Source organism: Fibrella aestuarina BUZ 2 (genome assembly GCF_000331105.1).
GTDB lineage: Bacteria > Bacteroidota > Bacteroidia > Cytophagales > Spirosomataceae > Fibrella > Fibrella aestuarina.
The window spans coordinates 3,755,084-3,767,945 of the sequence record NC_020054.1 but is presented as its reverse complement, the minus strand read 5'-3'; the positions used below and the strand labels follow the sequence as shown (position 1 = coordinate 3,767,945).

General features: G+C 56.0%; 12 protein-coding genes. 7 read left to right on the top strand and 5 right to left on the bottom strand.

The window, feature by feature from the left end:
• Positions 1-253 precede the first annotated feature (253 nt).
• From FAES_RS15290 to FAES_RS15280, 3 genes are read left to right on the top strand one after another with little or no spacing between them, the layout of a single operon-like run.
• Positions 254-631, top strand: a complete 378-nt coding sequence (locus FAES_RS15290; RefSeq protein WP_015332139.1) for a BlaI/MecI/CopY family transcriptional regulator — start codon at positions 254-256, stop codon at positions 629-631.
• Complete coding sequence (locus FAES_RS29035) at positions 628-2,775, top strand: M56 family metallopeptidase (protein WP_015332138.1); 2,148 nt, start codon at positions 628-630, stop codon at positions 2,773-2,775. Before FAES_RS15290 ends, FAES_RS29035 begins: the two co-directional genes overlap by 4 nt.
• A 60-nt stretch (positions 2,776-2,835) precedes the next feature.
• Positions 2,836-3,270 (top strand): hypothetical protein, encoded by a 435-nt coding sequence (locus FAES_RS15280; RefSeq protein WP_041257931.1) that lies wholly within the window; start codon positions 2,836-2,838, stop codon positions 3,268-3,270.
• 71 nt (positions 3,271-3,341) lie between these two features.
• Here FAES_RS15280 and FAES_RS15275 read toward each other — a convergent pair whose 3' ends face one another.
• Positions 3,342-4,388 carry a bile acid:sodium symporter family protein gene (locus FAES_RS15275; RefSeq protein WP_015332137.1) on the bottom strand — a complete coding sequence of 349 codons (1,047 nt, stop codon included), beginning with the start codon at positions 4,386-4,388 and terminating at the stop codon, positions 3,342-3,344.
• A gap of 149 nt (positions 4,389-4,537) precedes the next feature.
• On the opposite strand from FAES_RS15275, the gene FAES_RS15270 reads away from it, so the two are divergent.
• A complete protein-coding gene (locus tag FAES_RS15270) occupies positions 4,538-4,924 on the top strand; it encodes a DoxX family protein (protein ID WP_041259011.1) in 387 nt (128 codons plus the stop codon).
• Between the two features lie 101 nt (positions 4,925-5,025).
• Here the strand turns inward: FAES_RS15270 and FAES_RS15265 are convergent, their stop codons facing one another.
• From FAES_RS15265 to FAES_RS15255, 3 genes are read right to left on the bottom strand one after another with little or no spacing between them, the layout of a single operon-like run.
• Positions 5,026-8,328, bottom strand: a complete 3,303-nt coding sequence (locus FAES_RS15265) for a M4 family metallopeptidase (RefSeq protein WP_015332135.1) — start codon at positions 8,326-8,328, stop codon at positions 5,026-5,028.
• A 58-nt stretch (positions 8,329-8,386) separates the two neighbouring features.
• Positions 8,387-8,905, bottom strand: a complete 519-nt coding sequence (locus FAES_RS30625) for a hypothetical protein (protein ID WP_015332134.1) — start codon at positions 8,903-8,905, stop codon at positions 8,387-8,389.
• A 45-nt stretch (positions 8,906-8,950) separates the two neighbouring features.
• Positions 8,951-9,448: a SixA phosphatase family protein gene (locus FAES_RS15255; RefSeq protein WP_015332133.1), complete on the bottom strand. Its 498-nt coding sequence runs from the start codon at positions 9,446-9,448 to the stop codon at positions 8,951-8,953.
• A gap of 224 nt (positions 9,449-9,672) precedes the next feature.
• On the opposite strand from FAES_RS15255, the gene FAES_RS29610 reads away from it, so the two are divergent.
• The 3 genes from FAES_RS29610 (at position 9,673) to FAES_RS15240 (ending at position 11,473) form a co-directional block, all read left to right on the top strand.
• Positions 9,673-9,924 carry a YtxH domain-containing protein gene (locus tag FAES_RS29610; RefSeq protein ID WP_015332132.1) on the top strand — a complete coding sequence of 84 codons (252 nt, stop codon included), beginning with the start codon at positions 9,673-9,675 and terminating at the stop codon, positions 9,922-9,924.
• Positions 9,925-10,037: 113 nt separating this feature from the next.
• Entirely contained in the window at positions 10,038-10,439 is a 402-nt protein-coding gene (locus tag FAES_RS15245; RefSeq protein ID WP_015332130.1) for a YtxH domain-containing protein, read from the top strand.
• A gap of 116 nt (positions 10,440-10,555) precedes the next feature.
• Positions 10,556-11,473, top strand: a complete 918-nt coding sequence (locus FAES_RS15240; RefSeq protein WP_015332129.1) for a TolB family protein — start codon at positions 10,556-10,558, stop codon at positions 11,471-11,473.
• A 55-nt stretch (positions 11,474-11,528) separates the two neighbouring features.
• On the opposite strand, the gene FAES_RS15235 is transcribed toward FAES_RS15240, so the two are convergent.
• Positions 11,529-12,740, bottom strand: a complete 1,212-nt coding sequence (locus tag FAES_RS15235; RefSeq protein WP_015332128.1) for an alpha/beta hydrolase family protein — start codon at positions 12,738-12,740, stop codon at positions 11,529-11,531.
• Between the last annotated feature and the right edge of the window lie 122 nt (positions 12,741-12,862).

Sequence of the window (12,862 nt, the reverse complement as noted above, 5' to 3'; positions counted from 1 at the left end):
ATAATTAGGCCATACACACCAAATACCATATCTATTAATAAGTTAAGTATACAGCTACTTGTAGGTTTATTTATAAAAAATTGTATTTTATATTAGTAAGTATAAAATCTCATAATTATCCGTCACTCGATGGGGTTGGTTAGGTCCTCATGTCAGTCATCGCTTATTTAATCTGATCTTAACACCAACTAGTTGTTTAGTTTTCAAACTAATTCATTAGTTTTGGCTTATACTATTAATCCAACGATCCTCTATGCGCGAACTGACCAATGCCGAAGAAGACATCATGCGGGTGTTGTGGCGGCTGAAAAAAGCGTTTGTCAAAGACATTCTGACAGAGCTACCTGCTCTCGACTCGACAGGCCAGAAACCGGCCTATAATACAGTATCGACCATTATCCGAATTCTGGAGAAAAAGGGGGTGGTTGGCTACACCGCCTACGGCAAAACGCACGAGTACTACCCGCTGATTCAAGAAGACGAGTACCGCCGTTTTCAAACTGAGCAACTGATGACCAACTACTTCGGCGGGTCGTTGAAGCAGCTGGTCTCCTTTTTCGTGAAAGATCGCAACCTGAGCCTGAACGAAGCCGATGAGATCATCGACCTGTTAAACCGCCGGAAACCATGACGCCCCTCCTGCTCTATTGGCTCAAAGCCAATCTGTTTTTGTGTCTGTTCTATGGGTCTTACTGGCTGCTTTTGCGCAACCACACGTTTCTACGCCTCAATCGGGTTTACCTGCTGGGTACGTTGCTGGCTTCCTTTCTGCTTCCCCTGGTGCAGGTTCCCGGCCTGAGCCTGGGCTGGCTATGGGCCGACGAAGCACCGGTCACGGCTACGGTCACGGCGGAGGCCGGGTACGTAGTCTCCGCGACAGAGCTGACCGATTCAGCACCGATTCTCCCCGACTGGCCCAAGTTACTGTACTGGGCAGTTCTGGCTGGCGCTGTCGTCCTGTCAGTACGGGCGGGCTGGCGCGTTGGGCGGGTGTTGTGGCGCATCCACCAATGGCCGACGGCTTCCCAACCTGACCACACGCTGGTATACCCACCCGATAGTCAGACACCCACATTCTCCTTCTTCCGCTATCTGGTGCTGAACCCCGCCGATACCCAGTCGGAGACGGTTCGGCAGCACGAGTTGGGGCACATCCGGCAGTGGCATAGCGTCGACGTGCTGCTGATCGAACTGGCGCAGGCCCTCTGCTGGCCCAATCCCGCGCTTTGGGGCTACGGCCGGGCCATCCGCGAGACCCACGAATTTCTGGCCGATCGCTTCGCCACCGAGCAGGCCACCACGCAGCGAGACGACTACGCCCGTTTTCTGGTGAGTTACGCCTTCGATTTACCGACCGATGCCCTTACGCACCCTTTCAGTACCAATCAGACCAATTTTCCATCCCTTAAACAACGCATACAAATGATCTATAAACAGCACACCCAACGGCGCGCCCTCTGGAAATACGCGCTCATTTTGCCGGTTACCACGGCTCTGCTCGCGCTGACAACTGCCCCCGAACCTACATCTGATACTTCAACTGGTGCGCTAGCGACGCCCGGAGCAACGGCGCAGGTTTACGTCGAAGGCGTCATTTCTGGCAAGGGGAGTACCCCGCTGCCGGGCGCTTTTGTCTCGGTTAAAGGAGCCAGTTCGGGAGCAACAACTGATTTAAAAGGCCATTTTCAGCTGACGGTTCCTACCAGTACAGTTCTGACAGTCAACGCCAGGGGCTACCAGGATATGGAGTTGACGATTAACCCTGAAGATGGTGATCTTGTGGTATTCGGTGATCTGCGTTTAACCCCAAAAACCGCTCATGCACCGGAAACAGTTAGCGCCGCAAGCGCTTCGGTGCGGGTAAGCGGCGTTGTTCGGGCCAGTGATAACAGCCCGTTGCCGGGTGCCACCATCGAAGTCAAAAATGGCCAGCGTGGCACCACCACGGATGTGCAAGGTCATTTTCAACTCGACGCGCCCGCTGGCAGTACGCTGATTACCCGCTTTGTTGGCTTCAAGCCACAAACGATCCCCGTTGCTACGAATATCAGTATACTGAACGTCAACGTTGTGCTCGACCCGGCATCGGCAACCACCAACGTACCCAAACCCGTTGTTGAACCGTATCGCATTACGCCCTCACAGCAAAGCGAAGTCTTCACGGTTGTTCAGCAGGTACCCACGTTTCCGGGTGGCCAGGCGAAGCTGTATCGCTTTTTGGGCCAGACCCTTCGTTACCCAGCCGAGGCTGTAAAAAAGAACGTATCGGGTAAAGTCTTTATCTCGTTTGTAGTGAATGCCGATGGTCGTCTCGATCAGATACGCGTCTTGAAGGGCATCGGTGCAGGCTGCGATGAAGAAGCCGTTCGGGTGGTGTCGCTCATGCCCAACTGGATTCCGGGCAAACAAAACGGACGGGTCGTGGCGGTGAAATACAACCTGCCTATCCATTTTCAACTCGACAAAAAGCCGGCAAAAGCGACGGGGTTTAATCAGACAGGCACCTCCGCAAACCCCGACGACCAGAGCCAATCTACAGCAACCGCCAGTACTTCCGGTAAGCCTACAATGACCGTCAAACCGCTTTTGCGCCCCCTTATGGGTCAGGAACCGCTCTATGTGATCAATGGCGAAGAGATCACCAAAGCCGAGATGGACGCTATTGACCCCGCCTCCATCGAGTCGATCAGCGTCTGGAAGAGTGGCCCTAGACTCGATGCTTACGGCAGCAAAGCGCAGTATGGACTGGTCGAGATCACGCTGAAGGCTAAATAAATCAGTTTTGCAATTTCGTTTCTTTGTGGGTACGTTAGCCAGATGAAAACAAGCAAGGGTATGCAAACGGAACGAAAGCACCGAATAGGGCAACTGGTTGGTATCATGGGGATAAGCTGCCTGCTCGGCTCGGCAAGCTATGGGCAGTCGGCGTTGATGCCAAAGGGTATTCTCGCGCCATCCGAGGTGAAAGTTCGTTCATTGGTGCTCCCTCTATCGGCTCCGGTGTTGTCTTCGACACCTCAGGCGGGCAAACAAATCTCAGCATCCGCGATTCGTATCTGCACGCCAAGTCGCCCTATCCCGGCTCATCAGCAGCCTGTTTACGTGGTGGATGGAACCGTAACTACTGACTCAGCGATGCGTAAGTTACCCGTCGACAGAATAGCCAGCTTGCGGATCGAACGACCCAAAGCGGCTTCTGAACGAGCACAGGCTACGCGGCTTTACGGACCCAATGCGTCTAACGGACTGATTTTCGTCACGCTGAAATAACCGCTTCGTTTCGAGCACAAAAAAAGCCCATTCCGTGCGGAATGGGCTTTTTTGTTATAGACTAGCCGGTATTACATCTCTGAATCGGTCACTACCTGAGGGGCGTTTGCCCGGTTCGGCGGTGACTTCGGATGCCAGTTGATCATGGCTTTGGCGAGGATGCTGGCCACGATGAGTTGCAGGGCGTGGTACATCATAATCGGCAGCAGCACTACGCCCGCTGCCGTGGGCGGAAACAGCACTTTGGCCATGACACTCCCCTGCACCAGCGATTTTTTGGACCCGCAGAACAGGGCCGTAATTCGGTCTTCGCGGCTGAAGTGTAGTAGTCGACTCACCAGCATCACCACGAAAAAGACAACAAAGAAGAGCAACAACATGCCGCCTGCCAGCGCCAGCAGATCAAGTGCCGAGTAGCCGCGAAACAGATTCAGCGTGAACGACTCGCAGAACGCGGTATAGACAATGAGCAAAATCGTCAGCTGATCGAAGTAGCGCAGGGCCGTTTTGTAACGTTCAGAAAACCAGCCTAAGCGTTTGTTGAGTAGCAGGCCCAGCACCACCGGCACGATTACCTGCACTGACAGCTTCAGGATAACGCCCTGCAAATCAAACTGCCCGTTGCTGGCGCTCAGCAGGGCACTCATCCAGATGGGCGTAATGAAAACGCCAATGAGACTGGAAATGCTGGCGTTGAAAATAGCCGCCGGTATGTTGCCCTCGGCAATGGAGACCATCACCACCGACGACGAAACCGTTGACGGCAGGGCCGCTACGTAGAAAATACCCGTCCAGAGCAGCATCGTTTCAGGCGAGACCAACAGGGCCCGCGCTCCGAGTACCAGCGCCGGAAACAGCACAAACGTGGTGAGGTGAATGAGCAGGTGTAGCCGATAATTGCGCAACCCCGCCTTGAGTTGTTCGACGTTGAGCCGAAGGCCGTAGAAAAAGAAAATGAGCGAAACGCCGTAGTTGGTCAGCGCCGACAGCGACAGTGGCCCGTCGCCGAGGCCAGGCTCCGGCCAGAGGCGGGCCAACCCAATCATACCCAACAGGGCGAGAATAAACCAGTCGAGCCCAACGCGGGCCAGTAACGTTCCCAGCGACACCTTTGCCATGCTTAGCTAACCGCGCCGTTGGGGCTTTCGTTTACGTAAAAGTGAGTTCTCGCCCAACAACTGCCGGCCAGGCGGGGTTAAGAATGGGCAAATCACGCCGCGCAGTCTCCCACGAACAGGGTCAAACGCGCACCAATCAATACACTACGATGGACGAGAAAACGGTTAAGAAAGTGGCCCGCCTGCTGTTGGGGGCCAACCTGATTGTGGCTGGCGTAAGCCACCTGTCGTTTGCCCGCAAGGCCTTCCGGGCCCAGGTGCCCGATTGGGTGCCCCTGCCCGTCGATGATACAGTGGTCTATTCGGGGATCGCCGAAATTGCGCTGGGCAGCAGCCTAGTGTTCGCCGGCCCTAACCAGCAGGAAACGGTCGGGAAAATCGCGGCGGGTTTTTTCACGGCAGTTTTCCCCGGCAACATTTCCCAATACGTCAACAAACGCAGTGCCTTCGGTCTGGACACCGACCGCAAGCGCCTGACCCGCCTCTTCTTCCAGCCCGTCCTGGTCTACTGGGCCCTGAAAAGCACCGAGAAATAATGAATAATGGAGACTGAATAATGTATAATGGGCTGGCGCAGAGTTGTTAATGCGCCAGCCCATTATACATTATTCAGTCTCCATTATTCATTATTCACTCCTTACTCCCGCACGATCTTCCGACGTACCTGGCCTTCGTTGGTGTCTATGTTGAGCAGGTAGAGGCCAGTGGGTAACGTACCCAGATCGAGGTGGAGCGTGGGGGCGGGCAGCGCGGTCTGGTGCTGCTGCACCGCGGCCCCGTTGCTGCTGACCAAACTGGCTGCCGTCCAGACGATGCCCGCCGGGAGTTCGACCGCGACGCGCGAGCGGGTCGGATTCGGAAACACACGTACCTGGCCGCTCCAATCGGGTTCGGTAGCGAGCAAGGCCTGCACTTCAAACGTCCGGTCGACAGGCGTGGCGGCGTAGGTGGTGCTGTTTCCTTCCTGGAAGGCCCGCACCGTAACGGTACCCGTGCCGGTGAATTTCAGCTGACTACTACCCACCAGTTCGGCTGGCCCCGATTTTACGGTAAACCCAACCGGCAAATTGGCCGATGACGTGGCCGACAGCGTCAGGTTGCCCGCCGAGATCAAGCGGTCGGCAATAGCATTGAACGTAATCGTCTGGTTGGTTTTGGTCGGGATGGCCCGCGCCGCGTTTGTGTACCAGACTGGCCATTTGGCGCTGTTGTAGAGTATTTTTTCCGTACCAGCCTTGGGCGTGATCTTATCCGCTTCGAGCGAAATGATCCCCACGACTTCCTTACTGTTGACCTCCGCCGTAAACACCATGGCATTATCGGTGCGCGAATAGCTGGGGAAGCCGAGTGTGTTGTTTTCGTAGGTCAGCTTGACATCGCCTTTCTCAACGTTGGCCGAAATGACATAATAGGTATCGCTCGTTTCGTCGAAATAATCGAACGTGATAATGTCAGGCGAGGTCTTTGAAAACGACGGATTCCCGATGCTAACGCCTTCGTCGAGGTCGGTAAACAGCTTATCAATTCGACCATCGGCGAAATTCTTTTTCGCCCCGTCCCACACGTGGATCATGCCTACATCCCAGAAGTTGACAGGGCTGCCTGTGGCATTGTTCAGTTTGTTGAACGCGTCGTAAATCACGTAATCGCCCGAATAATCCCACTCGAACGAATCGGCATAGGCGACTTCCCCCGTTTTCACGCCGCTGGCCGACGTGGGGTTGTAGAGCGTGAAGGTTTGCCACTTGGCCAGATCGAAGCTGTAGATATACATCTTGCCGTCCTCGTTGGTCGTGAGCGCCGCCAGTTTGGTGCCGTCTTTTGAAATGGCCGCGTTGGCCCAGATCGTCTCGGTCGAAATCACGGTTTCCGAAGCGGGGCGCGTCATGTCTACGGCCCGGATGCGTTTATCGGCTCCTACGAAAACGGCGTACTTCCCATCGTCGGTGAGGCTGGGGCGGCGTTGTGGCTGCGAGGTGCTACGGACCGTGAAGGCCGTATTGGGATAGGGCGTGCTGTACAGTTTGCCATCGCCGGTGCTGATCACGGCGACCAGATCCTGCCCGTTGGCTGTCGGGATAGTCGGGGTATCCTGTTTGGGTGTGCTGCTGGTTTCGGTGATGCCCACGTTATCGAAGGCCGTTTTTATTGCCGTTACTTCGGCACTGCTGGCGCCGTGGCGGTCGGTGGCGGCTTTCACCAGCGCGAGCCGCAGGTCAATAAATTGCGACGAGCGGGTCAGGTACGTAGTCAGGGCCCGGTAATAAATCTGTTCGGCTTTGTCTTTGCCAATGGCCGTCGCGATCTGGTAGAAGGCGTAGTTGGGGATGCCGCTGTTGATATGCACCCCGCCGTTGTCTTCGGTCGTACTCACATATTGCGCCATCGTTTTGGGCTGATACCCGTTGGGATCTCCCTTGGCCCCGCCCTGGTTTGGGTTCTGCATGCTCCGCAAAGCCCCCGACGGAAAGATCCGGCTTTGCACCACATCTTCGCCAACCGTCCAGTCGTCGCGGTCGATCAACACCCCGAAAACGTCGGCATAGGATTCGTTGATCGCGCCCGATTGTCCCTGGTAATTCAGATTGGCTGTGTTCTGAATCACGCCGTGGCTCATTTCGTGGCCTGCCACGTCGAGCGCCCCCGCGAGCGGCTTGAACCCCACGTCGCCGTTGCCATAGAACATGTATTCGCCATTCCAATAGGCGTTATCCATGCCTTTACCAGTTTCTTCGTCGTTGACGTTGATGATCGAGACGATGGTACCCCCGTTGCCGTTGATCGCATTCCGCCCATACGTTTTCAGAAAGTAGTCGTAAGCCACGCCCCCATTGTACTGGGCCGATACGGCCGTGGGCGTCCAGTTGGTGTTGTTGGCCGACGTAACCTGGCTCACCTTCAGGTTGTCGCCATACGTGTTTTTGGCGTCGATGGTCCAGATCGCGCCAACCGGCGAGTCGGGCATTTTCGACTTCGGTGCGCTGAACATGGCCCTCGAGGCGTCGAGCAGGTAATAGCTGGTCCCGCTCAGGTACGTTTTGAACGTGCGCGACACGCCGTTAAGGTCACGGGCAGTGGCGTTGACGGGCCCATCGACCCCGCAGGTGTTATTAAATTTATGCAGCACCGCCCCGGTTTCGGCGTCGACAAGGTACTGCCAGCGTTCCATCAGGTTGGGGCGGATGGTGAGGTCGTAGGCCAGCCGGGCGGGTACGTTGCTACCGTCCAGCCCCGTATAGACACACAACTCGCCTTTGACGGGCTCCATCTTGAGGAGATTTTGCCCGAACATCTGCACGATGGTTTTGCGGCCAACGTCGTTCATGGCCACCTTACCGGCGTCACTCAGCGATAACGTCGGCAAAATGGCCAGCGTGCTGGGTACGTTGCGGTAACGGCCCATCACGTGCGTCACCTCGCCGTTGGTCAGGTGCACGGTCAGTTCGGCGCCGTAGACGGGCAGGCCCCGGTGCGTTTGGGTGAGCCGGTGGTGTGTCTGCCCCAGTTCGTCGGTTAGGGTCTGGCGGATGGTAAACGACTGATCCGGGTCGTTGATGGCCATCAGGTTACGTACCTGGCGCAAAAACGAGAACGTAGCCGCCGCAGCCGACTGCCGCCCCTGCCGATTGCCGGCGCTGGGCGTGGGTGACTGATTTTCGATGTAGATGGGGGCACCCGACTGCGCATCGCGCACTACCCGCAGCCGCAGGGGTGGCATCGTCAGCGTGGGCGCGCCGGTAGCGGTCAGCGTGGGTGCCTGCCGCCGGTTGGTTGGCAGGGGCGTCTCATCGGCCTTCAGTCGCCGGGGCAACTCCACATCGGCCGGTCCGCTTTTTTGTTTAACCGAAAAGCCCCGTTGTGGCAGGGCGGGCTGTTGCGCCAGTACCGCTATGGGAACGCAGGCGGCGACAATGAGAAGAGAACGTAGTCGTGTAGGCATAGAGGAGGCATCGCGTTAGGTGGTGGATGAGTTGCTGGGTCCGTTGTCGGGGCCAGGCTTATGATTTGGGCAGCATGCCGGTGAAGCCCTTATACACCTGCTCATAATTGGCCGGCACCGCTTTGTCGCCCGGTGCCCAGGTTACTTTGTATGCCTCACGCCCCTTGCGCCAGCCCACAAACCGATACAGGTTGCCGGGTTTCTGATACGTCGTCTTTTTAATGGCGCAGCGGTCTTCCACCGACCAGAATACTTTTTTGGTGTTGGCGGCCGTTTGCTTTCCGATATACGTGTAGGTCTTGTCGCCCGTCTTTTTGCTGAACAGACGGCCATCATCGAGCAGGGAGTAGGTCGTTTCCTGGCCCACAACCCCGCCTCCCGACCCTACCACAATGACACGGCCTTTGTAGGTATCGGGGATTTCGCGGACAACCCGGACATGCTTGCCGTTGGCGTTGACCTGTGCTCTTGTTTGTTTGGTCGCGAGCGACGTGGATGACGCCGCCTGAGGAGCCTGAGCCAGGGTCAGGGTAGCCGAAAACAGACTCAGAAAAAGTGTAGGAGTGAATGTAGGCATACGGTGGTCACTGAAAGAATGAACGATTGGCTCCAGATGCGCCGGTCAGTAGGTGTCTTCGCGAAGGGTAACCCGTGGCTGACCCGATGACGGCTGCCGGAAACGCAGAATAAGCAGGTACTGATAATCGGTGTGACGGATTTCGCGGATGCTTGGCGACGTACCCAGCGCACGGGCAATCTCCAGCACCGTGTTGCTATGACCGACGATCAGGGCCGACTTACCCCGAAATCTACGCACCCGCTCAGCGATTTCGGTGACGGGCTTCACGGCATATTGAGTCAACGGCAAACCCTTTGAACGAGCGGTGGGCGCAGCGGTTTGCCGGGTGCGGGTATAGGGGGTTACAAAGATGCTGTCGAGGGGTAAACCGGCCAGTCGCTGACTCAGGCGCTCGGCCCGTTGCAGCCCCGCCGCCGATAGGCTGGTCGTATCGGAGTCGTTGGCGCGCTCGGCATGGCGCACTATGTAAATAGTTGACTGCGGAGCGCAGCTCGCCAGGAGGCACAGAAGGCCTGCTGACAGGAAATAGTTGAATCGCATCGTTGTAGAACGTAGAGGGTATTGGGGGTTGTGGTCGCCAAACTGTAGACCTTTTTCCCCGGCAGCAAAATAATCGATTCGGTTCACTTTGCCGTTCCCTAAAACCCAATCACTTGACCTACAATAACTTATACATAATACTTATCTTTCCTTGCACAAACTGGTACGCTTTTTTCCCTATGATGCGTGTCGTTATGACCAATAAACCATAACACAACCAACACATGAAGTCACTACCAGGTATCTTAATAGGCATTGCCGTTGGCGTAGTAGCTGGTGTATTGCTGGCCCCCGAAAGCGGCCGCAAAACCCGGAATAAACTCTCTTCTGACGCCGATAGCTTCTTTAAAGATCTTCAGGGTCAACTGCAGGACGGTCTCGATGCCATCCGCAACCAGTATAACGACTACGTTGATCAAGCGGCTGAAACAGCCAAAGGTGCTGCTGGCGATGTAAAACGCCGGGCACGGTTCTAGTAAAAGGCTCACCGACTCCATTTCGTTGGCCTTTCCATTCACAGGCCAGTACCCGAAACGAGTCGCAATTGCCCGAATAACCCATTTTTCAAACTTCCAAAACGAACATTATCATGCGCAGTACACGTGATTTTTTGACCGGCCTTTTAACTGGCGTAGCCATTGGTATCCTCACAGCCCCCCGCAGCGGCAAAGAAACTCGTGAGAAACTGGTTGATGAAGCAAACAAACGCTCAGAAGGCCTGAAAGACCAGTTCAATCAGGTGAAAGACCAGGCGAAGGACCAGTTCGAGAAGGTGAAGCAACAAGCCAACCAATACGTTGATCAGGCGAAAGACCAGTTCAACCAGGTGAAAGATCAAGCCAAAGGACAGTTCAATCAGGCAAAAGACCAGGTTGAATCAGAATACAACAAGCAACAGGCCAAGTCTGACTACAATAACAAAGTTGATGAACTCGCCGACGACGTTAAGTCGGGCGTGAACTCCGCTAAGGAGTCGTTCAAAATCGACTAATCAAGTACGCGTACCTGATTTACTCAACGATCTATGATAGAGAAGCCCCGGTTCTTAATTGAGCCGGGGCTTTTCGCTAGTATTGCCCTTCCTAAACCAGACTCTTTTTTGTTCACATGCGACACCTGTACTGCCTGTTTGCGCTCATGCCCTGGGCGTCGTCGGCGCCACAACCCGTCATCAGTCAGTTAGAAACATTTGATCTGGCCACCAACCAGCGGACAGTGATTCGGCGCGACACAGGCCGATTCGAAGCGCCCAACTGGACGAAAGACGGCACTTCGCTGATTATCAACGAACAAGGGGGCCTGTATCGGGTGGCCGTTCGGGGTGGGCAGAAAACCCGCATTCCTACCGGCAACATTACGAACAGCAACAATGACCACGGCCTCTCGCCCGACGGCAAGCTGCTGGCCATCAGCAACAACGACCTCCTGCCGGGCAGTAACAGCCGGTCGTCGCGGGTGTACGTAGTTCCCATTGGTGGTGGCACGCCGCGCCTTGTCACCGAGCAGGCCCCCTCCTACTGGCATGGTTGGTCGCCGGATGGCCGCACGCTCGCCTACGTGGCGCAACGTGCCCAGGGCGATGGCAGCTTCGACTTCGACATTTATACGATTCCGGTAAATGGCGGCCCCGAAACGCGGCTGACAACCGCCAAAGGCCTCGATGACGGACCCGACTATGCCCCCGATGGGCAAACGATCTACTTCAATTCAATGCGGTCGGGAAAGATGGACATCTGGCAGATGAATCCCAACGGACAGAACGCCCGACAACTCACCAACGACGCGTTTTCAAACTGGTTTCCACACCCGTCACCCGATGGGCGCTGGCTCGTCTTCATCAGTTACCTGGTCGATCAGGGCAGCAACCACCCGGCCGACAAAGCTGTCATGCTACGCCTCATGGACCTGAAGACGGGCAAGCTCCGCGAACTCGCCCGGTTTCGGGGCGGGCAGGGTACCCTCAACGTACCCAGTTGGTCGCCCGACAGCCGCCGGTTTGCCTTTGTGAGTTATCCGGAGAACTGAGTGTAAGGGTTGGCCTGAGTTAACCGGAAACGGTATGTGCCAACCCTTAAATACCCTACACCTGCTTCGCGCCGAAGAATTCGAACGTACCCAGCACGAAATCGAGGATGCCGGTATAGTGATTACGACCTTTCAGGCGATAGAGCGCTACGTTGGTTGCCCCGCGCCGTTGCATGGCCTCGTAGGCATTTTGCGTATTGAAGTAGAACACCGTGTTGTCGGCGTCGCCGTGATACAGGCGCGTGGGCGTCACGGGCTTCCAGTCGTAAATGGCGTTGTCCTGCACGGCCTTCACAAACGCCGCATCGGTGCCATCGGCTACGGCCTTGCGGAAGGTATCGGTCAGCGTTTCGTTGAAGCTAGCGTTTAACTGCGCATAACGACCGTCGGCTTTCACCCGGCTGGCGTAAGGCTCCTTGAAGTAGTACGACGCCGGTCGATTCAGGCCGTAGATCCGATCATACGTCAGCAACACCCACAGATACAGCCGGTTGAAGTCGGTATTGCCATGCGTTTTCGTGTTCACGATATGCCGCATAAAAGCCGGTTCATCGTAGGCACCGGCCCCCGCGCTCGACGCCGTAAGCGTGAACTCGTCGGCAGCCGCTTCCTCGATCTTTTTTTGCAGGGCAATAGTGGCGTATCCACCTTCCGAATAGCCCGCGATATACAGCTGCTTATTCCAGTTGACCTGCTTATCGGCCAGAAACTCCTTGGTCGCCCGCAACATATCGAGCGATGCCGACGCCAGTGACTGGTTATGCTGATAGGGATGCGGCACCTTGTTGGACGCCCCGTAGCCGATGTAATCAGGAGCCGCTACGATGTAGCCCGTCGAGGCAAATACCGACCCAAACGAATACACTTCGCTGCTGCTCCGGTAATACGACGGGGCCTGGTCGTCGCCCCCCAGCGTGCCGTGCTGCATACTGAGTAAGGAAACCGGCCCATCGGTATCGGGTACCAGCACCGCCCCCGACGCCACGATGGCTGTTCCGTCAGTATTGGTGGTCCGGTAGGTGAGTTTATACACCTGAATGCCGTAGCGCGTGAGCAGCCGCAATGCCGACGACACCCCCGTATAGCGACTCCGCAGTTGATCAGGCGTATACGTACCCAGCAGGGTGGCGTCGACGATGGTGCGGGGCTTGGGGGCCGTTACGTCGGCGGGGGCAGCCTGGCGACAGGCAGTCGGGGCCAGCGCTGTCAGCCCCAGCAATGCGGTGGTCAACAGCGCGGTTTTCAGCATGAAAATAGTTGATAGCATGAAGGAGTGTATATCTAAAAAACACCCCTGGACGGTCCCCGGTTCATTCTATATAAAGTCTATTATCTTTGCAGACCATTAACTCACAGATAGACCTTATTACCAACAATTCGGGCCGACGC

Excerpts from the sequence above, each read along its gene's own strand:
- FAES_RS15290 (WP_015332139.1), top strand. The coding sequence starts at position 254 with ATGCGCGAACTGACCAATGCCGAAGAAGACATCATGCGGGTGTTGTGG.
- FAES_RS29035 (WP_015332138.1), top strand. The coding sequence starts at position 628 with ATGACGCCCCTCCTGCTCTATTGGCTCAAAGCCAATCTGTTTTTGTGT.
- FAES_RS15280 (WP_041257931.1), top strand. The coding sequence starts at position 2,836 with ATGCAAACGGAACGAAAGCACCGAATAGGGCAACTGGTTGGTATCATG.
- FAES_RS15275 (WP_015332137.1), bottom strand. The coding sequence starts at position 4,388 with ATGGCAAAGGTGTCGCTGGGAACGTTACTGGCCCGCGTTGGGCTCGAC.
- FAES_RS15270 (WP_041259011.1), top strand. The coding sequence starts at position 4,538 with ATGGACGAGAAAACGGTTAAGAAAGTGGCCCGCCTGCTGTTGGGGGCC.
- FAES_RS15265 (WP_015332135.1), bottom strand. The coding sequence starts at position 8,328 with ATGCCTACACGACTACGTTCTCTTCTCATTGTCGCCGCCTGCGTTCCC.
- FAES_RS30625 (WP_015332134.1), bottom strand. The coding sequence starts at position 8,905 with ATGCCTACATTCACTCCTACACTTTTTCTGAGTCTGTTTTCGGCTACC.
- FAES_RS15255 (WP_015332133.1), bottom strand. The coding sequence starts at position 9,448 with ATGCGATTCAACTATTTCCTGTCAGCAGGCCTTCTGTGCCTCCTGGCG.
- FAES_RS29610 (WP_015332132.1), top strand. The coding sequence starts at position 9,673 with ATGAAGTCACTACCAGGTATCTTAATAGGCATTGCCGTTGGCGTAGTA.
- FAES_RS15245 (WP_015332130.1), top strand. The coding sequence starts at position 10,038 with ATGCGCAGTACACGTGATTTTTTGACCGGCCTTTTAACTGGCGTAGCC.
- FAES_RS15240 (WP_015332129.1), top strand. The coding sequence starts at position 10,556 with ATGCGACACCTGTACTGCCTGTTTGCGCTCATGCCCTGGGCGTCGTCG.
- FAES_RS15235 (WP_015332128.1), bottom strand. The coding sequence starts at position 12,740 with ATGCTATCAACTATTTTCATGCTGAAAACCGCGCTGTTGACCACCGCA.